Annotated in this window: 31 protein-coding genes, 1 pseudogene, 1 riboswitch and 1 other annotated feature; of the genes and pseudogenes, 21 read left to right on the top strand and 11 right to left on the bottom strand. The window is 29.6% G+C overall.

Translation table 11 applies throughout. The features are described 5' to 3' along the window. Positions 1 to 3: 3 nt before the first annotated feature. From CPJCM30710_RS13930 to ablB, 3 genes are all read left to right on the top strand, one after another. Positions 4 to 498 carry a GNAT family N-acetyltransferase gene (locus CPJCM30710_RS13930; protein ID WP_212904781.1) on the top strand — a complete coding sequence of 165 codons (495 nt, stop codon included), beginning with the start codon at positions 4 to 6 and terminating at the stop codon, positions 496 to 498. A 75-nt stretch (positions 499 to 573) separates the two neighbouring features. Continuing rightward, positions 574 to 894 carry a cupin domain-containing protein gene (locus tag CPJCM30710_RS13925; RefSeq protein WP_212904780.1) on the top strand — a complete coding sequence of 107 codons (321 nt, stop codon included), beginning with the start codon at positions 574 to 576 and terminating at the stop codon, positions 892 to 894. 258 nt (positions 895 to 1152) lie between these two features. Continuing rightward, positions 1153 to 2001, top strand: a complete 849-nt coding sequence (ablB, locus tag CPJCM30710_RS13920; RefSeq protein WP_212904779.1) for a putative beta-lysine N-acetyltransferase — start codon at positions 1153 to 1155, stop codon at positions 1999 to 2001. A gap of 183 nt (positions 2002 to 2184) precedes the next feature. Here the strand turns inward: ablB and CPJCM30710_RS13915 are convergent. From CPJCM30710_RS13915 to CPJCM30710_RS13905, 3 genes and pseudogenes are all read right to left on the bottom strand, one after another. Next, a pseudogene (locus CPJCM30710_RS13915) lies at positions 2185 to 3141 on the bottom strand (transposase); the annotation flags it as partial. An 83-nt stretch (positions 3142 to 3224) separates the two neighbouring features. Then, entirely contained in the window at positions 3225 to 3542 is a 318-nt protein-coding gene (locus CPJCM30710_RS13910; RefSeq protein WP_212904778.1) for a hypothetical protein, read from the bottom strand. A gap of 15 nt (positions 3543 to 3557) precedes the next feature. Continuing rightward, a complete protein-coding gene (locus tag CPJCM30710_RS13905; protein WP_212904777.1) occupies positions 3558 to 3878 on the bottom strand; it encodes a hypothetical protein in 321 nt (106 codons plus the stop codon). Positions 3879 to 4301: 423 nt separating this feature from the next. Here CPJCM30710_RS13905 and CPJCM30710_RS13900 point away from each other — a divergent pair, with 423 nt between their 5' ends. Continuing rightward, positions 4302 to 4571, top strand: a complete 270-nt coding sequence (locus CPJCM30710_RS13900; protein WP_212904776.1) for a hypothetical protein — start codon at positions 4302 to 4304, stop codon at positions 4569 to 4571. A gap of 106 nt (positions 4572 to 4677) precedes the next feature. On the opposite strand, the gene CPJCM30710_RS13895 is transcribed toward CPJCM30710_RS13900, so the two are convergent. Beyond that, complete coding sequence (locus CPJCM30710_RS13895; RefSeq protein WP_212904775.1) at positions 4678 to 4938, bottom strand: cupin domain-containing protein; 261 nt, start codon at positions 4936 to 4938, stop codon at positions 4678 to 4680. A gap of 146 nt (positions 4939 to 5084) precedes the next feature. Then, positions 5085 to 5498 carry a pyridoxamine 5'-phosphate oxidase family protein gene (locus CPJCM30710_RS13890; RefSeq protein ID WP_212904774.1) on the bottom strand — a complete coding sequence of 138 codons (414 nt, stop codon included), beginning with the start codon at positions 5496 to 5498 and terminating at the stop codon, positions 5085 to 5087. Positions 5499 to 5637: 139 nt separating this feature from the next. Between CPJCM30710_RS13890 and CPJCM30710_RS13885 the strand changes: the two genes are divergently transcribed. Then, entirely contained in the window at positions 5638 to 5973 is a 336-nt protein-coding gene (locus CPJCM30710_RS13885; RefSeq protein ID WP_212904773.1) for a winged helix-turn-helix transcriptional regulator, read from the top strand. Positions 5974 to 6158: 185 nt separating this feature from the next. On the opposite strand, the gene CPJCM30710_RS13880 is transcribed toward CPJCM30710_RS13885, so the two are convergent. Then, positions 6159 to 6404, bottom strand: coding sequence for an ATP-binding protein (locus tag CPJCM30710_RS13880; protein WP_212904772.1), 246 nt, complete (start codon positions 6402 to 6404; stop codon positions 6159 to 6161). Positions 6405 to 6679: 275 nt separating this feature from the next. Between CPJCM30710_RS13880 and CPJCM30710_RS13875 the strand changes: the two genes are divergently transcribed. Together CPJCM30710_RS13875 and CPJCM30710_RS13870 are read left to right on the top strand one after the other, a co-directional pair. Next, positions 6680 to 7333: a YczE/YyaS/YitT family protein gene (locus tag CPJCM30710_RS13875; RefSeq protein WP_212904771.1), complete on the top strand. Its 654-nt coding sequence runs from the start codon at positions 6680 to 6682 to the stop codon at positions 7331 to 7333. A 383-nt stretch (positions 7334 to 7716) separates the two neighbouring features. Then, positions 7717 to 8328 (top strand): hypothetical protein, encoded by a 612-nt coding sequence (locus CPJCM30710_RS13870; RefSeq protein WP_212904770.1) that lies wholly within the window; start codon positions 7717 to 7719, stop codon positions 8326 to 8328. Positions 8329 to 8385: 57 nt separating this feature from the next. Here the strand turns inward: CPJCM30710_RS13870 and CPJCM30710_RS13865 are convergent, their stop codons facing one another. Next, entirely contained in the window at positions 8386 to 9147 is a 762-nt protein-coding gene (locus CPJCM30710_RS13865; protein WP_212904769.1) for a potassium channel family protein, read from the bottom strand. Between the two features lie 608 nt (positions 9148 to 9755). On the opposite strand from CPJCM30710_RS13865, the gene CPJCM30710_RS18110 reads away from it, so the two are divergent. Next, positions 9756 to 9878 carry a hypothetical protein gene (locus CPJCM30710_RS18110; protein ID WP_281413990.1) on the top strand — a complete coding sequence of 41 codons (123 nt, stop codon included), beginning with the start codon at positions 9756 to 9758 and terminating at the stop codon, positions 9876 to 9878. A gap of 17 nt (positions 9879 to 9895) precedes the next feature. Continuing rightward, positions 9896 to 12019, top strand: coding sequence for a sensor histidine kinase (locus tag CPJCM30710_RS13860; RefSeq protein WP_212904768.1), 2124 nt, complete (start codon positions 9896 to 9898; stop codon positions 12017 to 12019). Between the two features lie 304 nt (positions 12020 to 12323). Here CPJCM30710_RS13860 and CPJCM30710_RS13855 read toward each other — a convergent pair whose 3' ends face one another. The 4 genes from CPJCM30710_RS13855 to ilvB form a co-directional block, all read right to left on the bottom strand. Beyond that, positions 12324 to 12857: a MaoC family dehydratase gene (locus tag CPJCM30710_RS13855; RefSeq protein WP_212904767.1), complete on the bottom strand. Its 534-nt coding sequence runs from the start codon at positions 12855 to 12857 to the stop codon at positions 12324 to 12326. Between the two features lie 229 nt (positions 12858 to 13086). After that, positions 13087 to 13380 carry an IS1595 family transposase gene (locus CPJCM30710_RS18260; protein ID WP_407645000.1) on the bottom strand — a complete coding sequence of 98 codons (294 nt, stop codon included), beginning with the start codon at positions 13378 to 13380 and terminating at the stop codon, positions 13087 to 13089. 211 nt (positions 13381 to 13591) lie between these two features. Then, complete coding sequence (ilvN, locus tag CPJCM30710_RS13845) at positions 13592 to 13882, bottom strand: acetolactate synthase small subunit (protein WP_212904765.1); 291 nt, start codon at positions 13880 to 13882, stop codon at positions 13592 to 13594. A 1-nt stretch (position 13883) separates the two neighbouring features. Beyond that, positions 13884 to 15548, bottom strand: coding sequence for a biosynthetic-type acetolactate synthase large subunit (gene ilvB / locus CPJCM30710_RS13840; RefSeq protein ID WP_212904764.1), 1665 nt, complete (start codon positions 15546 to 15548; stop codon positions 13884 to 13886). Between the two features lie 324 nt (positions 15549 to 15872). After that, positions 15873 to 16124, bottom strand: a binding site (T-box leader). Between the two features lie 304 nt (positions 16125 to 16428). Between ilvB and CPJCM30710_RS13835 the strand changes: the two genes are divergently transcribed. The 12 genes from CPJCM30710_RS13835 (at position 16429) to CPJCM30710_RS13780 (ending at position 26100) form a co-directional block, all read left to right on the top strand. Then, on the top strand, positions 16429 to 16752 hold the full coding sequence (locus CPJCM30710_RS13835) for an ArsR/SmtB family transcription factor (RefSeq protein WP_212904763.1): 324 nt from the start codon (positions 16429 to 16431) through the stop codon (positions 16750 to 16752). Between the two features lie 13 nt (positions 16753 to 16765). Then, positions 16766 to 17137: an arsenite efflux transporter metallochaperone ArsD gene (gene arsD, locus CPJCM30710_RS13830; protein ID WP_212904762.1), complete on the top strand. Its 372-nt coding sequence runs from the start codon at positions 16766 to 16768 to the stop codon at positions 17135 to 17137. Positions 17138 to 17157: 20 nt separating this feature from the next. Further along, the gene (arsA, locus tag CPJCM30710_RS13825) at positions 17158 to 18903 is read left to right on the top strand and encodes an arsenical pump-driving ATPase (protein WP_212904761.1); all 1746 of its coding nucleotides are present in this window, start codon (positions 17158 to 17160) and stop codon (positions 18901 to 18903) included. 78 nt (positions 18904 to 18981) lie between these two features. Next, positions 18982 to 19698: a metallophosphoesterase family protein gene (locus tag CPJCM30710_RS13820; protein WP_212904760.1), complete on the top strand. Its 717-nt coding sequence runs from the start codon at positions 18982 to 18984 to the stop codon at positions 19696 to 19698. 406 nt (positions 19699 to 20104) lie between these two features. Beyond that, positions 20105 to 20389: a putative quinol monooxygenase gene (locus CPJCM30710_RS13815; RefSeq protein WP_212904759.1), complete on the top strand. Its 285-nt coding sequence runs from the start codon at positions 20105 to 20107 to the stop codon at positions 20387 to 20389. Positions 20390 to 20514: 125 nt separating this feature from the next. After that, positions 20515 to 21567, top strand: coding sequence for an NADH:flavin oxidoreductase (locus tag CPJCM30710_RS13810; RefSeq protein WP_212904758.1), 1053 nt, complete (start codon positions 20515 to 20517; stop codon positions 21565 to 21567). Positions 21568 to 21829: 262 nt separating this feature from the next. Then, a complete protein-coding gene (locus tag CPJCM30710_RS13805) occupies positions 21830 to 22153 on the top strand; it encodes a hypothetical protein (protein WP_212904757.1) in 324 nt (107 codons plus the stop codon). A 296-nt stretch (positions 22154 to 22449) separates the two neighbouring features. Further along, complete coding sequence (locus CPJCM30710_RS13800) at positions 22450 to 22638, top strand: hypothetical protein (protein WP_212904756.1); 189 nt, start codon at positions 22450 to 22452, stop codon at positions 22636 to 22638. A gap of 349 nt (positions 22639 to 22987) precedes the next feature. Then, the gene (locus tag CPJCM30710_RS13795) at positions 22988 to 23827 is read left to right on the top strand and encodes an AraC family ligand binding domain-containing protein (RefSeq protein WP_212904755.1); all 840 of its coding nucleotides are present in this window, start codon (positions 22988 to 22990) and stop codon (positions 23825 to 23827) included. Further along, positions 23820 to 24755 carry a DMT family transporter gene (locus CPJCM30710_RS13790; RefSeq protein ID WP_212904754.1) on the top strand — a complete coding sequence of 312 codons (936 nt, stop codon included), beginning with the start codon at positions 23820 to 23822 and terminating at the stop codon, positions 24753 to 24755. The genes CPJCM30710_RS13795 and CPJCM30710_RS13790 overlap by 8 nt, the downstream gene beginning before the upstream one ends. 50 nt (positions 24756 to 24805) lie before the next feature. After that, complete coding sequence (locus tag CPJCM30710_RS13785; protein WP_407644999.1) at positions 24806 to 25147, top strand: DUF2000 domain-containing protein; 342 nt, start codon at positions 24806 to 24808, stop codon at positions 25145 to 25147. 349 nt (positions 25148 to 25496) lie between these two features. Then, positions 25497 to 25592, top strand: a riboswitch (guanidine-I (ykkC/yxkD leader). Positions 25593 to 25710: 118 nt separating this feature from the next. Beyond that, a complete protein-coding gene (locus tag CPJCM30710_RS13780; RefSeq protein ID WP_212904753.1) occupies positions 25711 to 26100 on the top strand; it encodes an ACT domain-containing protein in 390 nt (129 codons plus the stop codon). Positions 26101 to 26333: the final 233 nt, after the last annotated feature.

Here is a 26333-nt window from a genome sequence, read left to right as displayed (position 1 = left end):
TATATGAATTTGATTTATGAATCTATGACTGAAAAATATTGCAATGAAGTAATTGATATTTTTAATTATTATATAGAAAATAGTTTTGCCGCATATTTTGAGAGTAAACTTCCATATCAATTCTTTAACAAATTTCTAGAGATAACTAAAGGATATCCAGCTTATGTGCTAATAGATGATAAATCAAAAAAAGTTATAGGATTTTGTTTTTTAAAGGCCTACAGTCCATTACCTGTATTTAAAGAAACAGCAGAAATAACTTACTTTATAGAAAAAAGTGAAACTGGCAAAGGAATTGGAAAAAAAGTATTAAATTTACTTCAAAGTGAAGGTAAAAAAATAGGAATTCAACATATTTTAGCAAGTATCTCTTCACATAATAATCAGAGCCTAAACTTTCACAAAAATAATGGCTTTTCTGAATGTGGAAGATTGCATAATGTAGGTAAGAAAAATAAAAAGAGTTTCGATGTAGTGTGGATGGAAAAATCAATTTAAATTAATTTATAATTGTAAATAAGTGAGTCTTAATAGTAGTTTTAAATACTATATACAAGAAGGGATTGTTAATTGATGTATAATTTTATTACTCCTCCAAATCATTTTGGATTTAAAGCTAAAAAAATAACTGAAGAAATTAAAGGGAAAATTTCTGATTGCTCTATTGCATATATTGAGTCACAAGGAGGAGGACCAGAACCAAGCCATACCCATGTACATGATCATTTTTTTGTAGTTATTGAAGGTATAGCAACAATCAAGATGGGAGAAAAGAAAATTACTGTAAATGTGGATGAATCTATCATAGTACCTGGTTTAATTATTCACTCTATATGGAATGAAACTGATAAACCTTTAAAAATGATTGGTATAACTATACAACCAGAAAAATAATAAATTTGTAATATTTTTCAGATCACAATTTTCTTATATCGTTAATCAGGACCACCCGTAAAATGAAGTGAACCCCAAATGTTAGACATAAAAATCTAATATTGTGTGGATGAAACTGTCAAGGTTTTGTGTCTATCTTACAGGGTACAGTTTACCCCATTTTTATTTTTTTGATTTACACATAAAAAAGAATAAGTATAGCAAAAACTGCAAATATTTAAGATATATTAGAATATTAGAGTAAATAGGGGTGATCAAATGCTTTTAGAAGTACCTAAGATTGAAAAAATTGAATTTGATGAAGGAACTGCAAAGGTTAAAATTGATGAGTTTAATAAAAGAATTAAAATTGTAAGTTTTCAAGGAGAGGTTAAAAATTTAGTTAATAAATTAATGATTTTATCAGACAAAAATAACATAGGAAAAATTTGCTATGTTTCATCTAAAGAGAAAATTGAAGAGTTTAAAGCCGAGGGATTTATAATGGAAGCAAAGGTTTATAATTTTTTAAATGGGAAACCAGGTTATTTTTTATCTAAGTTTATTACAGTTGAACGAAAGATGAGTATGGTTATTCCAGAAGAGGAAGAAGTTTTAATTAAATCAAGAGAATATGCAGATGAAGATTATAAATATGATACATATAACAAATATTTAATCAGGAATGCAACTAAAGAAGATGCAAGGCAATTAGCAGAACTTTATGATAGTGTATTTGAAACCTATCCATCACCTATGAATAATTCGGATTACATTAAATTTGTAATGGATAATGATGTATTTTTTAAAATAGCAGTTTATCAAAATAAAATTGTTAGTGCAGCCTCTGCTGATATAGATCCAACTAACTTGAATGTTGAAATGACTGATTGTGCAACGTATAAAGCACATAGAGGTAAAGGATTAATGGGACGATTAATTTTTGAACTTGAGAAAGAATTAAAGGGCAAACAGTATAAAGTACTTTATAGTATGGCAAGATCTATTTCTACAGGTATGAATATAGTCTTTTCTAAGCATGATTATGAATATAGTGGGAGATTGGTTAACCACTGTCACATCTGTGGAAAGTTTGAAGATATGAATATTTGGGTTAAGGTATTATAATAGGCCAAGAATTAAAAGGACTAGTGAAGTAAATGGCATTTTTATTCGAAAAATTCAATTTAAACAATTGATAATAAAATATTTGTCAAAATTAAAGTAATATAAATAGGGGTAATACCAGCAGCTCTGTAATCAGGGGCAAGGAGTTAATCTTAAGAATCATATGCTCTGAAGATTAATAGTTTATGCTTGTCCCGCAATGCTGTATGTATCTATTGGAATTCTTACATTCATATCTAAGTCAAAATTTCCATACGGATTTACGTGATTATATATTAATGGAGTTAAAGCTCTAAAATCTTCTGATGTCATCATATCATACCATTTCTTTTCAGATAACACTTGTTGTATCATCAATGTGTTTACATATACCATACAATTTTGTAAGAGATGGAGACTTAATACTGAAAGTTCCTGATCTTCAATTCTATTTGTTGATATTTCACCACTTTTACCATAAAAAATAAATGAATTAGCTGAATTCCAGTTTTCAACCACATTAAGGCCTTCATGTATTTCTATTCTCAATTCTTCTGAATTTAAGTACTCACAAAGGAATATAGTCTTTATAGCTTTTCCTAATTCAGCAAGGGCAAGATATGTAGGATGCTTTAAATTATTTCTAGTAAATCTTTTTAATATAGCTTCTGTTTCAGCAGTACCTAATCTTAATGCAGTTGCATATTTTATCATTTGATCATACTGCTGTCTTATAAGTTCCCAATTTATAGGCCGTGTTAGCACTGGCTGCAAGTTAGGATATGCTTCACTCATTCCAGGATCCGGTCTGTATAATTTTTGTGAATGTATTGCTTTAATTCTAGGCATTAGATTAAATCCTAACAGGTGGCAGAAAGCAAAAGCAACTTCACTTTGGCCATGAGAATCCATAAAGTTTTTTTCTATTTCCATATCTGTACAATGCTTTAATAAACCTTCTATCATTGCCGATACCTCAGAAGATGAACACTGCTTTAACTGTGAGTATATGCAGATAGAATTTTTTTCAACATGCCAATATATCATTACACCACGTCCACGGTATCTAATATGCCATTTCGTCATTAAATTTTGATCCCATGCTCCAAACTTTTTACTATCTGAAGCACAGGTTGTTGTACCTTCACCCCAGATATCTTCTACTCTACTAAGAAACTATAATACCAGCTTAGAGCGAAAAGTCCCAAGTGATTGGTCTACACTGGGACTTCATTTAAGTCGGGTTAGCTATTTTGTTCTTTAGCTTCATCAAATGGCTGCCCGACTGCAACCAAGCATCGCTTGCTCAAATCCACTGCATATTGCTTATTTGGTTGCATACTATTTGGGTCCACATGGAGTAATTCCATTTGTGTTACGTCAACTCCCAGTTCCTTCCCTAATTGAAGCGTTCTCTGCTCCATGATATGTTCTGGAGTTTCATCAGCACCCTCCATGGTTACAACGCTGTGTATGTGTTGTATCGCTCCGTCAGAGCGGTCAAACAAAACACAGCACTTGTAGGACTTCACTTGTGCATTTCCGGTAGATATAAAATCCATGTCTTCCTCCTTTCATTAGTCAAAAAAGTCCATACGTGCTAATATGCCAGCGCCTTGGTTGGCACCATTACCAATGGCAAAGGTAATTGAAATAAGCTTATCTTCAAAGCGGACAGCGGGCCATTGTAGCCAATGTCCGAAGTCAATTGTTTCATCCGAACCTGACGCGTTGCGACGACGGATACTCTTAATCCCTACTGTGCTTGCTCCTCCGCCTGAACGAGCATATAGGCTGACTTGTGATCCAATCCGGGTGGGACTGGGAAGAATTATATCGAACGTTCTTGTTGGCGCATAGGAAGTTACCGCATGCCAATCAGTACGGTATATAGCCATTAAATACATCTCCTTTCTCTGTAAGATTAAAGTTCCAAAACATTCCTTTTTGTAACGACCTCATTCACCTGCAACAGAGCAAGTCTGGTTAAAGCGGTTGATTGGCCGCCTGTGGCCTGCTCACTCGTTTAGTTATAGATGGAGGTCTACAGTTTTTTACTACACAAAGTATTTTTTCACTATCTATGAAAAAATATACAATATTTTGTTTATCTTAAATAAGTTTATCGTAAATGAGTATGTGATTTTTAAATAATCAGAAAAACAAATTATTAATGAATTTAAAATGCATCTATAAAGTATAATTTAATTATAAATATTCTATTAGAGACTTTTTTACTAATTCATATAATCACTTAAATGTAAAATTTAAGAGGAAACTATCTTTTTATGTAGAAATAAATATATAAAGGGGGGATAGTAGTGGGAAATGTAACAAATGAATTGCAAACTAGAAGGATGTTGGTAAACACAATAAGGACACTGAATCAATTTCAAAATTTTTTAGGGCATAAAAACTGGCGTTTAGAATATTATTTAAAGAATTGCCCATTAGCATCAAGAAATGCTAAAAGTTCTGATATTGTTATAGAGAAATTTGTGCATGCTTATCATGAATTTATTAGATTATGCAAGATTTTAAACTTGAACCCAAGCAAAGAATTAAGAAAGAATAATATTGAATTATATTGATGCTATACGACAGAATAAAAGTCTGGGCCTCCTTTTGGATATATTTTTATGGTATACCAAAAGGAGGCCCAGACTTTCTTATACACTCTTCATTAGTTAATTAGAATTATTCAACTACTGGAATTAAAAAAGAACTTACATAAATATTATCATCTGTTCTCATTGAGTGCATTACTCCAGCTGGAACAATAAATGCTTTTCCTACTGTTAATTCTATTTCTTTATCTTCTAATATACCAAAGCCAGATCCTTTAATACAATAAAATACTTCATCATGATTATCATGTTTATGAAGAGGTACTTTTCTCTCTGAATCAATATGATAAACATTAGTAACAGTATTTTCTTTTATGTTTTGTAAATCCATAGATGTTTCCTCCTAATATATATTAGATATGATTTCTTAAAGCTTTTTATAGTGGTACATGATATTTATACTATTATTTAAATATATGTGCACAAAGTATTCTTAACTATCTAAAATACACATATACAAATTTTCAAACCTCTCTTTTAGAAGTTAATTTTTCTTGGGGGTTGACCAGAAAAGTCAGCTATAACTGCTTCGCCATGCTCAATATAAAACACCTCAAAAATAGGGTTGTCTACTGATTTATATATATTCTTTATTCCTGGTTGCTTTTCAAATATTTTTGTTGCTAAATTCAATTTTAAATCTGAATCTTCAACGAAGATAGCTTCACCAGATAATCTTACGGTAACATAATCGTTTGTTGTAGCTGTAAATGAAACAAATGAATTTTCTTTCATTTGTTTATACACGTCTTTAGTATTAGCAGTACAAAAATAAAATTTTCCGTCCTCTTCAAATTGGAACTGCCAAGGTCTTACATCAGGCTTTCTATTCTCAACAGTGGCAAATGCTCCACTTATACCTTCTTTTAAATGCTTTAATATTTCCTTCATTTTCATCCTCCAAATATTTATAAAATTTGATAAATTACATGTAATTAAATATAATATTATAGTGTATTATATAGTTACACAAGTACGATGTTTTTTTGTACATAGTATGAAAAACTGTACTATGGAAGGGGTATAAAGGTTGCAAAGAAGAACAGAATTGTTAGAAATTAAGTGTCCTGTAGGTGTTACTCAAAATGTAATAGGCGGGAAATGGAAGATTGTGATAATATGGCAGTTAAAAGATGGTGTTAAGAGATTCAATGAATTACAAAAAGCTTTACCAGGTATAAGACAAGGGTATTTAACACAACAGCTAAGAGAACTTGAACAAGACGGACTTGTTCATAGGGAAGTTTATAAGGAAGTTCCTCCAAAAGTGGAATACTCTTTAACTGACATGGGTAATAAATTTTTAAAAGTTATGGATAAGATGTTTGAATGGGGAATAGAATATATTGATTTTATTAGAAGTTAATATTAAAAGGTCTATGAAACTTTAAGAAGATGGTTTCTGTATTTTACAGGAGTCATCTTTTTTAGCTTCTATTGTGAATGATGATTATTATTATGGTTAGAGTTACCACAAGTCTCTTAAATTTCTATAAATACGTTTGTAGTAACTTCGGAGTGGTTACTGTGCACCAATATTTAATTTCATTTTCAGTTATATATATTTAAGAACTCTATATTAATTTTTTCAATACAGCTGTTATCTATAGCATCACAACATGCAATATCTTTATAATTTTCATCTGCTAATTTACATGGAATACGTATACTAAATTCAGTGCCATAACTCTCTTTGCTTTTTACTGAGGTTGTTCCACCATGTAGAGTGCTATTAAGAGGAGTATTGGGTATTGGTATTATATAAACGTTGCCATAAGAATACGCGTGAAATTTCATTTATTTAGGAGCTTGTACCTAATATTTGTTATTTAAGGAATATGGCGATGTTGAAAAGTAATAATTATTTAGTTATAATATTTTCTAAACGCAATAATAAATTTTTGGTATTATCTACAAACGTTCCAATAATGATGAGATTTTAAGTCTCATTTATTTAGGATCTTGTAGTTATTTGGTTATAATATATTAACTTTTATACAATATACTGCATTGTATATAGCTGAATAATTACAAAAATTATTTATAAAATATAATGAAAAGGAAGAGATGACATGAATAAGAAACAAAATTTAATCAAAAGACTAATTTTATTTTTTGTAGGAATGAGCATAATTCAGATTGGAGTAGCATTGTATTTAAAAACTAATATAGGATCTGATCCATTTACTGTGTTTACTCAAGGATTAGCATTTAGATTAAACATAACACCAGGAATGGCTAATATGATTATTTTGTTTACATTTTTCTGTGTAATACTTTTTGTTGGAAGAAGTCATATAAATATAGGAACACTTATTTGTGTTGTTGGAGTAGGTCCAATTATTGATCTTGGAATAAAAGCAGTTTCATATTTTCCAATTGAATCTTATAATATAGTTGTAAGAGCACTTGTAGTTGTATTAGGATGTTTTATAATTGCAGTTGGATTTGCTATACTTTCAGCAAGCGATGTAGGAGTTGCACCAAATGATATTATTCCATTCATAATACAGGAAAAGACTAATTTTCAATATCGTTGGATTCGTATGGGATTAGACATCAGCTTTTTAGCAGTAGGACTTTTATTAGGTGGAGTATTTGGTATTGGTACAATAATATCACTACTATTAATAGGACCATCAATACAATTTTGTCTTCCTCATGGAAAAAAGTTTGTAAATATGATAATTGGAACTGAAGAATATGAAATAAGTGCCCAAGCTTAGATTATATTTAAACAAAGATTATAACAAGTATACTCAATATTCTATATACAAAAAGGCAGTGTATTTAAAACACTGCCTTTTTTGGTTAAAATATTAATTGCTTGCAATTATCACTTATATATTGAAAGAAGTATGATTTTTTGCTATTTCTAAAAGTTTTTGTTTTTTATCAAACGCTGGAGTCTCGAAATCACTTCACCTTCGAGTTTAAATTATATTATAGCTATAGCCTTATGTATCTCAACTATTTATTAATTAAATTTCTTTAACACTATAGTTTTGTAATTACTCCTGAAATTAATTTAGAAACAGTTGATAAAATCAAAAACTATTGTTATATTTTAGATGAATATAGTAGGTAAAAAGTAATAGGGGGATTTCTTATGATCAAATTTAAACGAATTGCTGTAGTTATTTCAGTCTGTATGCTTTTAAGTTCAATTTTTACAGCTTGTTCTTCAAAAAATAATTCTTCAAAAGATCAGTCAGGCTCTTCAGCATCGAGTAGTAGCTTAGACAATAAAAAATCAGAAGTACTAGAGGCTTATAAAAAAGTTAATTTAGGTATGACAAAAGAAGAAGTTGATTCTACATTAGATTTAGAACCTAAGGCTGAAACTGGTAAATATGCAATAAAAGGTACTGTTAATTATGAGGATATGGATACTGGCTATGGAGTTTCTGTTATATACAATGATAAAAATATGGTGTTTGCAAAAACAGCTATTTATAGTTCAAACTCAGAAATAGCATCTCTTTGCAAAGAACCTGTAAAGGAAGAGCAAGTTGATAAAATTAAAAAAGATATGGATTATAAGGACGTAATAAACATATTAGGGGGAGAAGGAGTAGAATGTAATATTACTGGAAAAGAAACTGATCTTAGTGTTATTGGAGTAATACGCAGATGGGCTAATAAAGATGGTTCAGGTATTCAGATTGTTTTCTCTAAGGATGATAAAGTTGGAAATGTAATTTATTTTAACCATGATTAAATTTGTTGTTACTGAAAAAGTCTAGGATAAACTCCTAGGCTTTTTATTAGCTTATTTTTAATTATCATTTTTAAGTGATTTGAGTACCGCATACATATCATCAATATCTTTATGGTCAAGCTTATCAAATTCATCAAGCTTATTCTTTATACCCTCAATAATTTCTTCTTTATAGCTTTTATATACTGTTTTCTTGTCTAAGAAAAAGGTTGCTATAGTACCTGTAAGCATTCCAATGAACCCAATACCAACTAACATAAGTACAGCCGCAATAATTCTACCAATTCCAGTAGCAGGGGATATATCTCCATATCCAACGGTGGTCGCAGTTACATAAGCCCACCATATAGCATCACCAAAACTCATATTTTCAGCTATACTAATACCTATAGCTCCACTGAATACTATCAAAATAGTTATAAAAATAACATAATTAAGGTTATTTGTTGTTATAAATTTATTTATCTTACTTTTAAATTTTGAGAAAAATATAATTGTTCTTAAAAATTTAGTGAATTTAATTAACTTTACAAGTCTAGATAATCTAACTATTCTTATAGATTTAAGTAAGGAATTAATAGGAATTATAGCTATTAGATCTAGTTTGTTATTTTTTATAAAAGACCATTTGTTTTTTGATAAAAATAGTCTTACTATATAATCAATTAAAAAAATAGTCCAAATAGAAGTATCTATATAATCTAATATTAGGGATTGAGTAGGGGTAAGATTTATAGTAATTTGGATAGTTAAGATAAATACCACTAGCAATGATAACATGGCCATAATTATTTCGTAAAAAACAAACTTCCTATTCATTTTAGTACCTCATTTCACTAAGTCAAAACAATTTATATATAGAATATTATAATATAATTTACTTAAATACAAAATAGTGGAAAATAATAGATAGAAGTAAGAGTTGTTATAATATATAGTAAATATATTCAAATATTTACTATATAAACAATAAGCATTTAGAAGGCTATCAAGAAATCTAATCTGGTATAATAATTTAGCGGCTTTATAGCTATGAAGGAAATTATTACTATTGTTTAATGGTTATATTTTGAAAGATAGTAAAATAGAATTGGGAATTATATGATATAATTATATAAAATTATGTCGTAGTATTAAATTATTTAATAGAATACATATAGTAGATTTAGGTAAGTATCAAAACACAAAAGAAGTATGTCATAATTAACATTGAAAAGACATCGAGTCTTTTTAGTGTTAGTTAGATTTCACTTAATGAAATGACAGCAATTAAAAATATAGTGCTAATTCACTATATTTTTAGGGGGAATAAGCTATTTTGAAAAATAATAAATACAAAAAAACAATGTATTTTTTTTATATGTTTTATTACATTTTTTCTTCTTTTTCCAAGAACTGTTCTTGCTCAGAGTATAGGAGAAAAAAATGTGCTAATTTTAAGTTCCTACGGAAATGAAAGTACTATTTTATCTGGAAATGAATCAAGGAAATGGACTGATCAAATTATATCTTCAATAAATTCACAGTTTGTAGATAGTAAAAAAATATAAATGTAAAAATGGAGTATATGGGTTTAGGAGAAAGATCTTGGTCACAATATTATGAGTTGTATAAACATAGTTTTTTAAATAATAAATTTGATGTCATAATTGGTTTAGATGATAATGCATTTAATTTTTTGCTAAAGTATGGAGATAAGTTATTTCCTAATACCCCTGTTGTATTTAGCGGTGTATATAACTTTAATGAGTCTATTATTAGCGAACACCCGCTTTTTACAGGGTTAGTAAAAAGTTCAGATATTCAAAAGACTATTGATATTGCTTTAAAGTTTCATCCTAATACTAAACAAATATTTGTAGTTACAGATAATACATCAATGGGAATAAGTTATAAAAATTCAATAGAAGATTTAATACCTTTATATAAGGATAAAGTTAATTTTTTATTTTCAGATGAAGAGAATATTACAAAAGTTAAAAATAAAATAAGTAATTTACCTAAAGATACTATTATTTATTTAGATGCACAATTTAAAGATGATGCTGGTAAAAATATATCAATAACAAAAGCTGCAGAGATTTTATTTAAGGATGTGAATATACCTGTATACTCTAAATCACATAGCCAACTTAAAAATGGAAGTGTTGGAGGGGTGATTACATATGGTACTGATTTAGGAAAAGAAGTAGGTAAATTGGCTTTAAGAATATTAGATGGTGAGAAACCATCGGATATTCCGGTTATTGAAGATTCGGCTCATAACTATGTATTTAATTATGATAAGCTAAAACAATTTCATATTGATTTAAAAACTTTGCCTAAAGGGTCACAGATAGTCAATCAACCTTCTAAATCTTATAATATATCTAAAACCCAAGTTTTATATTTAATAACAGGTATTATATTTATTAGTATATTAGCACTAGCTTTTGTCATTACGAATATATATAGACGTAGACTTGCTGAAAGATTATTATTTGATAGTGAGAATTTGTTATATACAGTAATGGATTCCACTCCTAATATAATCTACATGAGAAGTCCTGAGGGCAAATTTCTTAGGGCAAATAGTACAGTGTTAAGCTTATTAAATATTAGTGAAAAAGATTTTGAAAATAAAAATCTTGATGAATTAATTAATTTATCAATTCATGAAAAGTATGTACTAGCAAATTGGATAAATAAAGATGAAGAAGCATGGAACACAGGTACTATGTATAGAAATGAAGAAGTTATACTAGATAAAAAAGAGAACATTAATAAATTTTATGATACATTAAGAATACCTCTATTTAATGATGATGGAACCCGTAGAGGATTAGTTTTATTTGGACTTGATATAACAGATCATAAGAACAATGAAGAAAATGCAAAGCTTATTCAAGAAATGATGCATTATGATAAGTTAAAAACTAATTTCTTCTCTAATATTTCTCATGAACTGAGAACACCATTAAATTTAATTTTTAGTGCTCTTCAAATTATAGAATTGAAAACTAGTGCATTTAACGAAGAACAAAAAAGTGTAGAAAATTATATAAGTATAATGAGACAAAACTGCTATAGGCTTCTTAGAATCATAGGGAATCTTATTGACATAACAAAGATTGATGCTGGACATTTTTTTACTCAGCTTTCGAATAAGGATATAGTAAATGTAGTGGAAAATATTGTATTATCAGTTGTTAATTATGTTGAAAATAAAGGTATTTCTATTATATTTGATACAGAAATAGAAGAAAAAATCATGGCTTTTGATCCAGATGCCATGGAAAGAATAATACTTAATCTACTATCAAACTCTATAAAATTCACCCCTAGTGGTGGAAGTATAGAAGTTAGTATATATGATAAGGTGAATAGCATAGTTATATCTGTTAAAGATACTGGAGTAGGAATACCTGTTGAGAAGCAACCTTCAGTATTTGAAAAGTTCGTTCAAGTGGATAAGTCTTTATCTAGAAATAGAGAAGGAAGCGGCATAGGTCTTTCATTAGTTAAGGAATTAGTAGCTTTACATGATGGAACTATTGAATTAGAAAGTATTCCGGGTAAAGGAAGTGAGTTTAGAATAGAGATTCCTGTAAGATTGACACATGAGGATGAAAACTCTAATGACCTTAATATTTATACAAGTGAAGATAAGGTGGAAAGAATTAAAATAGAGTTTTCTGATATATATAATTAGGAAAACAACTAAATATATGAGTATTTGGAAAGTAGAAGTTTGTATTAAAACTTCTGCTTTTGTTTTTATGAAATGTTAGATATTGCAACTTTTCTAAGAGAGATTAGTAAAAAGGGTATTTTGCCTTCTATTTTAATAATAGCACCTGCTTTTAATGAAGAAGAAACTATTATAGAGAGTGCAAATTCACTTTTAAATTTAGACTATGTTAATGAATAGTGTTGATAATATAGTAATTCTCGAGGGAAGCGATTTTGCACTTCCCTTAATTCACATTTTATAAAAATGTAAACTTAAAAATATTTTAAAACAGAGTTGCTTGAAAGCATAATATACCATTACTAAAACCCTTGATAAGATTTCCTTCATATTTTACACAAACTGGATTACATCCATAAACAGGATGAATATATTTTACTTCTATTTCATTAGTTTGAGTTGTATCACAAAGTTCTTTCAGGATAAACAATCCTTGTACAACGGGATTTTCCGTAAGATGAATAGAATTTGTATCTCCTGTTAGATGACTAAAATCTGCAATTTCTTCTTTTGAGAAATTACGCCATAAAGTCCCATTATCTTTAATAGTTTTTGTTTGAACAGATTCTTTAACTGTTACATTCATCATTAAATAGACTGTTAATGTTTCTGCAATTTCATTGTTAACATATCCATTACAGTTGATTATACAAAGTCTTCCATTACTTTTTACAACTTCATTTTTATAAGTTTCTTTATCTAATTTTGATTGAAACCGTTGATATTTTACTTTAGCAATAAATGCACCATCATAAAAAAAATCTTCCTTTGTAGCAAATGCTCTAAATAAATCTATCATTTTATTCGCCACCTTATATCAATATAATAAGTATCTTCACAAAAATTATAATTGTGTCATTTTTTATTATATAGAATATCAACTCAAAATCCAATACTTAACATTATTATATATAAATTGGTTTTCTTATACTAAAATTCTTTAACTTCGTATCGGAGTGAGATGTGTGTGACTGAATTAATAAATGCGTACTTTTTATGGTATCCTTTTCTGTATTAAAGAACTGTAACTATTTAAACCAGTACATATAATTAGCAAGATACTTTGTAGCAACTCCATGAAATTTATACATCCATTCTTTTAGTTTGCTGTGAAAGGCATTTATATGTTGTATATGATATATGCCTTCCTTGTGCTTCCCACGCTTAATCTGTTGTAGTTCGATACCTAAATTTTGAACGAACTGAATATAACTCTTATGCGAGTCAGTACAAAGGATAGATTCATCCTCAATCCTATCTTTAAAGAGTCTTTCTAAATCTGTATGCTTCATTCTGCCTTTGCATATAAGTTCAGTAATTATGTTGCCTACTCTATCTTAAGGCTGAATCTGTAGTTAAGGAGTTAAAAACTGCAGCTTAATTTAGAGATGAATAAAAAATATTCATCTCTTTTTTTATTTTTTATAAACAATTGGTATAACTTATTAAAGTCTATGGTAGAAAAAAACGATCTATAAAAATATAAGCCTGTTAATGCTGATCAACTCTCAATATAAAAATGGTAATATTTAATTAATTTCCGTTATCTATATATAAATTATTAAAGATAGTACACTCATCTTCAGTATGCAGTGAAACGTCTAAAACATCATACAATTTTTCTACTTGTTTTATGATTTGTTCTAAACGTTCATCATCTTTAACAAGTAAATACATTACGCTAGTTTTTCCGCTTCCTATTCTTGTGCACAATATTCCATCTAGATTAAATGCTCTTCTGGAAAAAAGCCCTGTAATATGTGACATAACACCTGGATGATTATTTACTATTAATTTAATAATAAAGTTATTGTTCTTGTTCATACTATTCACCACCTATCATTTCAAGGTTACCACAACCAGGTGGTACTATTGGTAAAACATTCTCGCAACTATTAATTGGTACGTTTATAACACAAGGTCCTTTTGTGTTTAATGCTGCATAAAGTAATTTTGCTGGATTAGTATTTTTTTCTAGACTGTATGATTCAATACCAAATCCTTGACTAATAACTGAAAAATCAGGATTGGTTATAAATTTTGATGCAATATAATGCTCGTTATACAATATTTCCTGCTGCTGTCTTACAAGACCTAAATGACCATTATTTAGTATTATTACTTTTACATCTAGGTCCAAATCAGCAAGTGTTGCTAGTTCTTGAATATTCATTAAGAATGAACCATCTCCTGAAAAACATACAATTTTCTTATTAGGGTTTGCAATAGCTGCTCCAATAGCTGCTGGTAAACCAAACCCCATAGTTCCAAGACCGCCTGATGTTAAAAAGGTTCTTGGAAACTTAAAAGGGTAAACTTGAGCAGTCCACATTTGATGTTGCCCTACATCTGTAGTAATAATTGTATCTTTATTAACTAATTTACTTACATTTTTAATTATATTTATAGGATGAAAACAATCTGAGCTGTTAGGTAATAAGAAAGGATTCTCCTGCTTTTTCTTCTCCACTTCACTGATCCAATGAGCTCTCTTGTCGTCATTTATTAGAGTAATCATTTTATCTAATATTGAACAAATATCTCCTTGAATTGATAGATATGATTTTTTAATTTTGTCAATTTCAGCTTTATCTATATCTATATGAATTATTTTTGCATTAGGACAAAATTTAGCTACATTTCCGGTGGCTCTATCATCAAATCTTACTCCTAAAGCTAAAATCAAGTCTGCTTCGCTAAATAATATATTAGTATATCTCGCTCCATGCATACCTAGCATACCTAGATATAAAGAATCATCTTCTGGAAAACTTCCTAAAGCCATTAATGTTGTAGTTACTGGTATACTATTTTTTCTTGCAAATTCACCAAGTATATTACTTGCATTTGAACTTATAATTCCACCACCAATATAAAGTAGAGGTTTTTCAGATTTATTAATCATTTCGGCAGCTTGTTCAATTAATTGTTCATCAAACTCATTGATAACATTTTCTGCTTCAATTATTGGCCAATTATCAAATTCAAATTCTTCCATCTGTATGTCTTTGGGAATATCTATTACTACTGGACCTGGGCGTCCACTTGTAGCAACTTTAAATGCCTCTGGAATAATTCGAAATAATTCATCTACAGAGTGAATAAAAAAATTATGTTTTGTAATTGGTATGGTTAACCCATAGGTATCTACTTCTTGAAAAGCATCCGTCCCTATAAGGGAAGAGGGAACTTGACCAGTTATCGCAATAATAGGAACAGAATCTAATTTTGCATCTGCAATGGCTGTTAATAGATTTGTTGCACCTGGTCCAGATGTTGCAAAGCAAACAGCTGCACTACCAGTAGAACGTGCTATTCCTTGAGCAATAAATGCAGCCCCTTGTTCATGCCTTGTTAAAATATGTTTAATACTACTTTTATACAGTGAATCATATAGTGGAAGATTTGAACCTCCTGGAATTCCTGCAATTACTTCAACACCTTGCCTTTCAAGTAATTTAATAGTTATATCAGCCCCACTTAACCTCATATAAAATCCTCCTTTATTTTAAATATTGTTTAATTTGCTATCATTTCACAAAGTGAAATCTGGCTAAAGCTATAGATACGCAACTTCATAACTGAATTTATAATTAATGATATAAAAGTTCATATTAAATTAAGAATTTTAGGAAAAGTATTGAATGCCGAGACTATTTCCTAAAATTCGTTAAGGATTGAACTTGTATATCCTAGAAAAAGCATTACATGTCGAAACTATTTTTGTTAATTATTTAAGGATTAAAGTTGTGTATCTTTAGTTAACTTAATAAACTGTATTAAACAAAATAAATATAAAAACCCTTCGTCCTATATTAAGGACGAAGGGTAAAACTCCGCGATACCACCTTTTTTTGTACAAATGTACACACTCTAAACATAGTACGGGCATATACGCCGATACTACTTCCCTTTTAACGGTAGGATTCCGTCAAATTCTACTCTCTAAAGATTTCGATTCACAGCTCCAAGGCTACCTTCTATATATCTATCATGGGAGATTTCCACCATCATTCCCTCTCTTTATTTCAAAGATATATATACTCCTCCTCTTCAAAGCCTTTATAGAATTATATTTTAAAATAATTTTATTACTACAATAGAAAAATGTCAAGTATTTTCTGAATATTCAATCAATGAGCCGATTAGTTTAGTAAGCAATAATTTCATATTGATTTTCATTAGGTCATATGTTTATCACGATCGGTTCTTTTTATTAACACTAATAAATTACTTGCATAATATAGAATTATATAGATAACAATATATATTAGTTTTAATTTTATATTAATGGATAAGTAGTATGTTGACAGTAGGTAGATAAACGTCTATATTATATATAGATAATTATCTATATAGGAGGTAATTAAGTGGATTTAAATTATGATGATAATGCAAAAATTATCAAAGCACTTTCTGATGGAAATAGATTAAAAATAATCGATATTTTATCCTGTGGAGAAAAGTGTGCCTGTGATATTTTAGACCATTTTGACTTTACTCAACCGACGCTTTCTCATCACATGAAGGTGTTAATGGAATGCGGAATAGTAGACTGTAGAAAAGATGGATTGTGGAGTTACTATTCTCTCAATAGTTCTAACTGTAATAAATTAATATTATTTATTATGAATCTTGTAACAGATACTGATGATTGTATCTGCAAAGATAAATCTAAATGCGAATGTAAATAAGGAGATGGAATTTATGAAAAAGATGATTATATTTGATCCAGCTATGTGTTGTTCTACTGGAGTTTGTGGCCCAGGTGTTGATCCCGAGCTACTAAGAGTGTCAACTATATTAAATAATCTAAAGAACAAAGGAATTACTGTTGAAAGATACAATTTAACTAGTAGTCCACAAGCCTTTGTAGATAATAAGCTTGTTAATCAATTATTAAATACTGATGGAGTGGATATTCTACCAGTAATTATTGTGGATGGTGAAGTAGTTAAAACTAAAGCATACCCAACTAACGAAGAGTTTTGTAAGTTGTTAGAAGTGCCAGAAAGCTATATTAAAGCTACAATCAAAATCAAATCTAAAGGTTGTGGTTGCAAAGGTGGTTGCTGCTAAAAAAGAAAGGGAAAATAGCTATGATTAATAAGTTTAATCCTAATGATATTGAATTAACTAAATATTTATTTTTTACTGGCAAAGGTGGAGTTGGTAAAACTTCAACAGCTTGTGCTACTGCTATGACTTTAGCAGACCAAGGAAAAAGAATAATGCTTGTTAGTACAGATCCGGCTTCAAACTTGCAGGATGTATTTAATACGGAGCTTAATAATAAAGGGGTTCAAATAGAGGATGTTCCAAATCTTGTAGTTGCAAACTTTGATCCAGAACAGGCAGCCAATGAGTACAAGGAAAGTGTAGTTGGTCCTTTTAGAGGAAAACTTCCAGAGGTAGTCATTAAAAATATGGAAGAACAACTTTCAGGTTCATGTACTGTTGAAATAGCTGCCTTTAATGAATTTTCTAACTTTATTACTGATGATAAGGTTCAAAAAGATTTTGACCATGTAATATTTGATACAGCTCCTACAGGGCATACATTAAGAATGCTGCAGTTACCTTCAGCTTGGAGTAACTTCATTAGTGAAAGCACTCATGGAGCGTCATGTCTTGGACAATTATCTGGACTGGAAAGTAAAAAGGAAGTCTATAAAAATGCTGTAAAAACCTTAGCTGATAAGAATATGACAACACTTATTTTAGTATCTAGACCAGAAGTATCACCACTAAAAGAAGCTGAAAGGGCATCTCTTGAATTGCAGGATATAGGAGTTAATAATCAAATTCTTGTTATTAATGGCGTGCTGCAAAATCATGATGATGAAGTATCTACTGCTTTATATGAAAAACAACAAAAAGCACTTAAAGAAATGCCACAATATTTAAAAAACTTAATAACCTTTGAAATACCATTAAGACCGTATAATATAACAGGTCTTGAAAATGTAAGAGCATTTTTGAAGGATGATAATATAAAGTATAGCGACGAAAAGTTAGAAGTTAATGAAATCCCTAAGTTAAAAGCTGTAATTGAAGATTTGTATAATAGTGATAAGAAGGTTATTTTTACAATGGGTAAGGGTGGAGTAGGAAAAACAACTATTGCCGCTGCTATTGCTTTGGGATTAGCTAAAAAAGGTAAAAAGGTTCACCTTACTACTACAGATCCAGCAGCTCATTTAAAGTTTGTTTTAGATGAAAGCTCTGGTATCACTCTTAGCAGTATAGATGAGAAAGAAAAATTAGCAAAATACAGAGAAGAAGTGCTAGGTAAAGCTAGAGAAACTATGAGCGAAGAAGACATTGCTTATGTTGAAGAAGATTTAAGATCGCCATGTACTCAAGAAATAGCTGTATTTAGAGCTTTTGCACAGATTGTTGAAAGGTCAGAAAATGAAGTAGTTGTCATTGATACAGCTCCAACAGGACATACTTTATTGCTACTGGATTCTACTGAGAGTTATCATAGAGAAATTCAGCGTTCTCAAGGGGATATACCAGAGTCTGTTAAAAAGCTACTTCCAAAGCTTAGAAATGAAGATGATACAGAGGTAATTATAGTAACCCTAGCTGAGACTACACCAGTTCATGAAGCTTTAAGATTACAAGAAGATTTGAAAAGAGCTGGTATTCACAGTAAATGGTGGGTCATTAACTCTAGTATGTATACTACAAATACAAGCAATGAAGTATTAAAAGCTAAAGCTAGTAATGAAATTCAGTGGATTAACAAGGTTAATGAAATATCCAATGGGAATTTTGCCATTATTGATTGGAAAGCAGAAGAGGTTAAGGGTGAAAAACTAAGTGAACTACTAAGTTAGTTACTATACTCCACCACTCTTTTAAGAATTCGTGGTGGAGTATGTAATTTTAATGGCTAAGTGTTAGGAGGGAAAACCATGAGATTTGCTGTCATAGGAGATATTCATAGCAATAAATATGCATTAGAAAGTGTTTTGGAGGATATTGATACTAAAAATGTTGATTTTATAGTTTCGACAGGGGATTTAGTAGGGTATTTACCTTTTCCAAATGAAGTGATTCAGCTTATAAAGAAGTATAGAGTGATTTCAGTTCAAGGAAATCATGATAAGTATATTGCAGAATCTAATCCATTACAAGAAAAAGATATAATTGACATGTCTGAAGAAAAGATTCAAGGTAATGCATCTTCAATATTCACTAATTTGGTTATCAGTGATGAGAATAGAGTGTATCTAAAGGGTCTACCAACTAAAATTAGTTTTCATTGTAATGGGCTAAAGATACTTGTAGTACATGGAAGTCATAGGGAAATAGATGAGTATCTATATGAGGATAAAGAAAACTTATATAACTTATCAAAATCGATAGATGAAGATATATTAATTTGCGGTCATACACATATACCCTATAACTTAACTATTAACAAAAAACATTTTATTAATGCGGGTTCTGTTGGTAAACCTAAAAATGGAGCTCCACAAGCTACATACATTACAGTTGATGTTAAAGATGAGAAAGTTTATAGTGAGATAATAAAAGTTGATTATAATATTGAGGGTATAGTAAAAGCTATAGAAGAAAACAAAATGATTTCTAATAAGCTAATATCCATGCTTAAAGAAGGTTTTTAAAGAAATTAATTCTAAGATATGTCTCTATATTTTAGGATTTTTATTAATTTAGGCAATTATAATTTATTCTGATCATGATTAAAATTGTTTTTCACGAAAAAGTCTAGGATGACCTCTAGGCTTTTTTATTAGTTTGTTCTAAATTACCATTTTTAAGTGATTTAAGAGTCTACACTTACATTAATGTAAGTAACTTACCTAAATGTGCGTACTGGCTATTGGAAAATAAATGTTATATAGTGTAATTATAACTTTTTATTAGCAAGACCATTGGTTACAGGGCCAAATTTAATATGTAGATGGTCAAATGATTATACTGGTAAATTAGGTAAAATATATAAATTAAAATAATTACTCTTATAGAAATAAAACTAAAGGGGATTGTGGAAAGAGGGATGATGTAAAAATGATTACCATAGTTGCAAAATGTGTAGTAAAGGAAGGCAAGGTAGAAGAGTTTAAAGCTTTAGCAAAAGACCTTGTTAATGAGAGTAGAAAGGAAGTAGGTTGCATATCATATAGTTTAAATCAAGATTTAAATGATAGAAATGTGTTAACCTTTATTGAGAAATGGGAAAACAAAGAGGCAATAGAATTACACAATAATAGTGCCCATTTTACTAGAATTATACCTAAACTTGGAGAATTTCAGGAAAAAGGTTTAGAAGTAAATTTATATGAAAGAGTTTAAAAATATCTAAGAAGCAGATGGAATATAAATATATATAAATATATTTTATATTTTGAATAAATTAATAGAGTTTTATCGTAATTACAGCATAAGAATCTTTTATAGTTAAATGAGAGGTAATGAAAATGACAAATGCACTTTTTACACCACAAAAAATTAAAGATTTAGAAATAAAGAATAGAATCATTTTACCACCGATGGTTTGTTTTAAATTTGCAGACAAGAATGGTTTTGTATCTGAGAAGAATATAAATCACTACGAGGCAATAGCAAAGGGTGGGACAGGCCTAATTATTGTGGAGGCAACATGTGTTAATGAAAATGGAAGATTATCCGCAGACCAATTGGGAATTTGGTCCGATGATTATATAGATGGTCTAAGTAAAATAGCTAAGGTTTGTCATAAGCATGGAGCAAAGGTTATTATACAACTTCATCATGCAGGACTTCGAACTCCTAAGTCTATTAATGAAGATACTATAACTTCCTCTGATTATAATAACGGCGATATATCAGCTAGGGCTATGACAAGGGATGAACTCTATGCACTGCAGCAGGATTTCATTAATGCTGCTGTTAGAGCAGAAAAAGCTGGCTTTGATGGAGTTGAGCTTCATGGAGCCCATTCATATCTTATGACGCAGTTCTTTTCTGCTAAAATAAATAATCGAACAGATGAATATGGTGGAAATTTTGATAATAGATTGAGATTTACAACAGAGATTTTCGAAGGAATTAAACAAAAAGTTAATGAATCTTTAATTGTTGGTATTCGAATGGGTTGTAATGAGAATGACTTAAAAAGCAGCATTGACATGGCTAAAAGATTTGAAATTCTAGGGATGGATTATATTCATATCTCTACAGGTTTTGATAGTACGCCAATCAACGAAGAAGTACCAGAGGGTTTTCCAGGTAATTGGATTGTATATGGTGCAACTAAAATAAGAGAGCATTTAACTATTCCGGTAATTGCAGTAAACTCAATTAAGACACCAGAGGACGCCAATTATTTGATTAGTAATAACCTAGTAGATTTCGTTGCTATAGGCAAAGCCCAACTTGCAGATTATAACTTTGCAAATCATGCAAAGGAAGGGAAGGCTATTGTAAAATGTTTAGGATGTAAGCCATGCAGGTGGTTTACTAATGGAAGTAATTGTCCAAGACATTTATAGTATTCCCAATATTAAAAAGGCAAGAAACCTTAGATAATATAAGGTTTCTTGCCTTTATTGATTTGTTGCCACTTAACTGCAGTTATTTATCTTAAGTAAGTTACTCATAAATGAGCATTGGATTTTTAAAATAATTCAAATTAAGAATTTTTTTATTAAGTGATTAAATGATACGTAAAACCAATAAAAAGAATAAAGTTATAAGTAAATGGATAAACTTTTTAAACGCATTATCATAATAAAAGAGAGGAGTTTATTCAAAATGAATAGTTTTAATCCTAAAGATTTTGAGGAGATATTAGATTTAATAAAGGGCAAAATAGGAACTTGGGTTGAATGTGATGGAATAAGACCTATTGAAAGCAATTTTAATACAAAAAGTATGATGTTTAGAACTAAAAATAGTGACAAAGAAGGAATGATAATAGTTGGAGAGGACAAAGAATTTATAGCAGTAGATATAAGTGTGATTGATGGAGATGTAAGAAGTTTTATACTGAAAGACAAGAATGATGTAGGTGCAATAAATAACATAGTAGGATGGTTCGAAGAAAATTATATGCTAGAAAAGAGTCTTAAATATTAAATAGAGACGGTAAAATATTTATAACTTTTAGTTCATATTATTATTATTATTAAGCGTAGGTATCCTGAATATTTGATAATTTCCCATTATCCATATAATTAGTATATAATTCAATAATAGAAATTAATACTTTATATGCTTTCAAACTATTGATATCCATAGCATTAATAGAAATTAAAAATAACACAATAACGGGAGTAAAAGGTATAATATTAAAGTTATATGTATTTTTAGACATATATTAGGGCAAATTATATATGAAAATTAAATACAGCAATTTTGTGTGAGGTATCATTATGATGGATAAAGAGACAGACATAGATAGAGAACTAGGAAAACATGTAAAAAAACTTAATGAACAGCAATATGAAATAGATAAGCAGATAGATAGCATATTAGCTTATGGTTCTGTTAATTTAGGATTAAATAATATAAAGAGAGAAAATTATTCAGAGGAAAGAATAAAGGAAGATTTAAAAAAATAAATTTGAAAAGTTCACGAATATTAATAGTAGTAAATTGTGCTCTGGTAACCTTTAAGGTCCAGAGTTTTTTATTTTTATGATGATAGACTGATTAGTATTGTAAGTTTCAATGTGCAGTTGATTACTATAATATGAATATAAGGAATAATTTTAGAATTAATTTATAAGGTATTAAGTTCATACTTGTATAATAATGCGAAGCAAAGGTTATTTATATTTGATGTATAAAAAAGGTAGCCTAATTGTTACCTTTTTTAAACTGAAAATTGAATTTAGACAACATCATACAAGAACTATTTAATTATTTATGTTACCCTTAAAAACAGATAGAAAGAAAGGAGGAGAATAAATGCCAAACGAAACTCGAACTGTTTGTTTTGATGCAGAGTTGAATATAGAAGCCTATAATTTCAAAGGGATTATGCAGAAGTTTCCAAACCATTTTCATGAGTATTATGTGGTTGGCTTTATTGAAAGTGGGAGGCGGCATCTATCTTGCAAAAATAAGGAATATACAATTGAAACGGGTGATTTAATCCTATTTAATCCTAGTGACAACCATACCTGTGAACAAATTGACGGCAGAACACTTGATTACCGATGCATCAACATTCAGCGGGATGTGATGAGAAAAGTTGCACTTGAAATAACGGGCAGGGATTATCTTCCTTATTTTACAGAACCTGTCTTGTTTCATAACGAACTTGTATCTTCTTTGCGCGAGTTACATGTTATGGTAATGCAGGAGGAAAAAGATTTCAAAAAAGAGGAACTCTTTTTATTCATAATTGAACAATTGATAGCTGAATATTCTGATGCTGTTCCTGCAGTCGCTGCACAAGAACCCAATACAGAAATCAAGACAGTGTGTGATTTTTTGGAAAACAACTACATGAAAAATATTACACTAAATGACCTAAGTGCTTTAATAGGATTAAATAAATATTATTTGGTACACTCTTTTACCAAACAAAAGGGAATATCACCATACAGCTATCTTGAAACAATTCGTATTGGTAAGGCGAAGAAATTTTTGGAGCAGGGGATTGCTCCAATAGATGTCGCATTGCAAACAGGTTTTACAGATCAAAGCCATTTTACAAACTTTTTTAAAAAACTGATTGGACTGACACCAAAGCAATATATGAATATTTTTATTGACGGATGTAGGAGGAAAGAAGATGACTGACAAAAAAACTATCGCTGGACATTTGTCGGTAGTTATCACAATTTTGATTTGGGGAACAACTTTTGTTTCCACTAAAGTATTATTAAAAGATTTCACGCCGATTGAAATACTATTTTTTCGATTTATAATTGGTTATATCACATTACTACTGGTATATCCGCACCACATCAAAATGTTAAATCTCAAACAAGAAATATATTTCGTAGCAGCTGGACTATTTGGAGTAACTTTATACTTTCTTATGGAAAACATTTCTTTAACTTATACACTTGCGTCTAATGTAGGTGTCATTATTTCAATCGCCCCATTTTTTACGGCCATTTTTGCGCATCTGTTTCTACACTGTGAAAAGCTAAGGTTACGCTTTTTCATTGGGTTTACAGTGGCCATAATAGGTATTATCCTAATTGGATTTAATGAAAATTTTATTTTAAAATTAAATCCTTTAGGTGATATATTAGCGGTGCTTGCTGCAATTGTATGGGCTGTTTATTCTGTCCTTATGAGAAAAATTAGCGGATTTCAATATAATACCATCGGGTGTACCCGCAAAGTGTTTTTTTATGGATTATTTTTTATGATTCCCGCCATATTTATGTTTAATTTTAAGCTACGCTTAGATAGATTTACCAACCTGTCATACCTGATGAATATTTTATATTTAGGTTTCGGTGCTTCTGCATTATGCTTTGTCACTTGGAATTGGTCTGTCAAGATTTTGGGAGCTGTAAAGACAAGTGTATATATTTATATGGTGCCTGTAATTACAGTTGGTGCGTCTGCTGTTTTGTTACACGAAAATATAACAGGAATTGCAATTGTAGGAATCATTCTTACATTAGTAGGGCTTTTTATTTCAGAGGGAAAACAAGTTATAAAATTGAGGAAAAAAATAAATGATATTAGAACAAGATACAAAATGCTATAGTCATAGATGAAAATCTTCCTTTAGGAATCCTTGCAAATACCGTCGCAATATTGGGTATTACGTTAGGAAAGCATACCCCCGAATTGGTGAGCAAAGATGTTACTGATGCTTTGGGACAAAGCCATTTAGGTATTAGTGCAATACCTGTGCCAATCCTAAAAGGAAACAAGGAAACCCTTAGAGAATTAAGAGAAAAACTATACACTTCTTATTATAATGATATGATTGTAATTGACTTTTCTAATGTTGCACAAAGTTGCAATATTTACAACGAATATTTACAGAAAGCATCAACCATATCAGAAGCAGAACACACCTATTTTGGTCTTACTATCTGCGGTGATAAGAAAAAAGTCAACAAGCTAACGGGAAGTATGCCTTTGCTAAGATAATGAATATAACGTGTAGTTGTGTTTAATTCACATCTTTCTTATGTTGCGAAGTTTTGGGTTCCATAGTTATATATTGTCTTTAGAAACTTTAAGGAGATGTATTATAGATACTCTTTTATGTGTGAAAGGAAGCTAAATAAAGGCTTCCTTATTTTTATTAATAAAAATTAATCATATAAATAATAATAATTACGATATAAGAAGTATAGGGTGAAAGTATGGAAAATGTAAAAGATAAAAAATCTAACTTGTATTTAAGTGCGAAGGAAAAAATATATAAAGTTTATTTGAATATTGTCTTATGCTAAAATTGATTTATAAGTTGTAACTTATAAATAACTGAAAAATCTATATAGTTTTCTAGGGTTCCGCAGTTTATAACTGGCAGGTCCGAGAGAAAACGCACGGTTAACTGTGTACACGGAAGGATAAAAGCCTGGGAGATATTTTAATAATATTTCTATTGGCTTTATTTTTACTTATTTTAGAATTATGCCAAGAAATATTATCATTTAGAAAACGATTAGCGTAGTATTTATAAAAAGAAAGGATGAAAATAAAATATGTCAGAAAAAATATTAACAATGAAATTATTAAAAGAAAGATATGGAGTTTGTAGATTAGATAAAACTGAATTAATTCCTGAATGGGCAAAAAATAGTGACTTTTTCTCTATAACAAGAACATCAGATGAATTATCAATCGTATGCTCTCAAGATAATATTCCTGATGATATAAAGTACGAAAAAGATTGGAGAATTCTAGAGATTCAAGGACCATTAGACTTTTCTCTAATAGGAATTCTTGCTTCAATTAGTAAAATACTAGCACAGAATGGAATAAGTATATTTGCTATTTCCACCTATGATACAGATTACATTCTTGTTAAAAATAAGGATATAGATAATGCTATAGAATCACTTATTAAAGAAAGATATGAAGTTATAGGCTAAGTTAAATAATGTTAAAAAGTTATTTAGTAATATTCTTATTTTATGAACTAAAAGTTATAAACAAATTTATTAACAGAATATATAAAGAAGGAGTATATTATACATGTATAATATACTCCTTCAGACTGCTGACAAAGTGTCAGCAGTCTTTGTTTTTACTGAATTATGAAGTAAAATTAAAAGTATAGAATTTTATTTCATAGGAGTTATTCAAATGATACGAGAAAGAAAAG

The sequence above is a fragment of the Clostridium polyendosporum genome, from assembly GCF_018332455.1.
Lineage (GTDB): Bacteria > Bacillota > Clostridia > Clostridiales > Clostridiaceae > Clostridium_AY > Clostridium_AY polyendosporum.
This window is presented reverse-complemented; position numbering and strand designations above follow the sequence as displayed.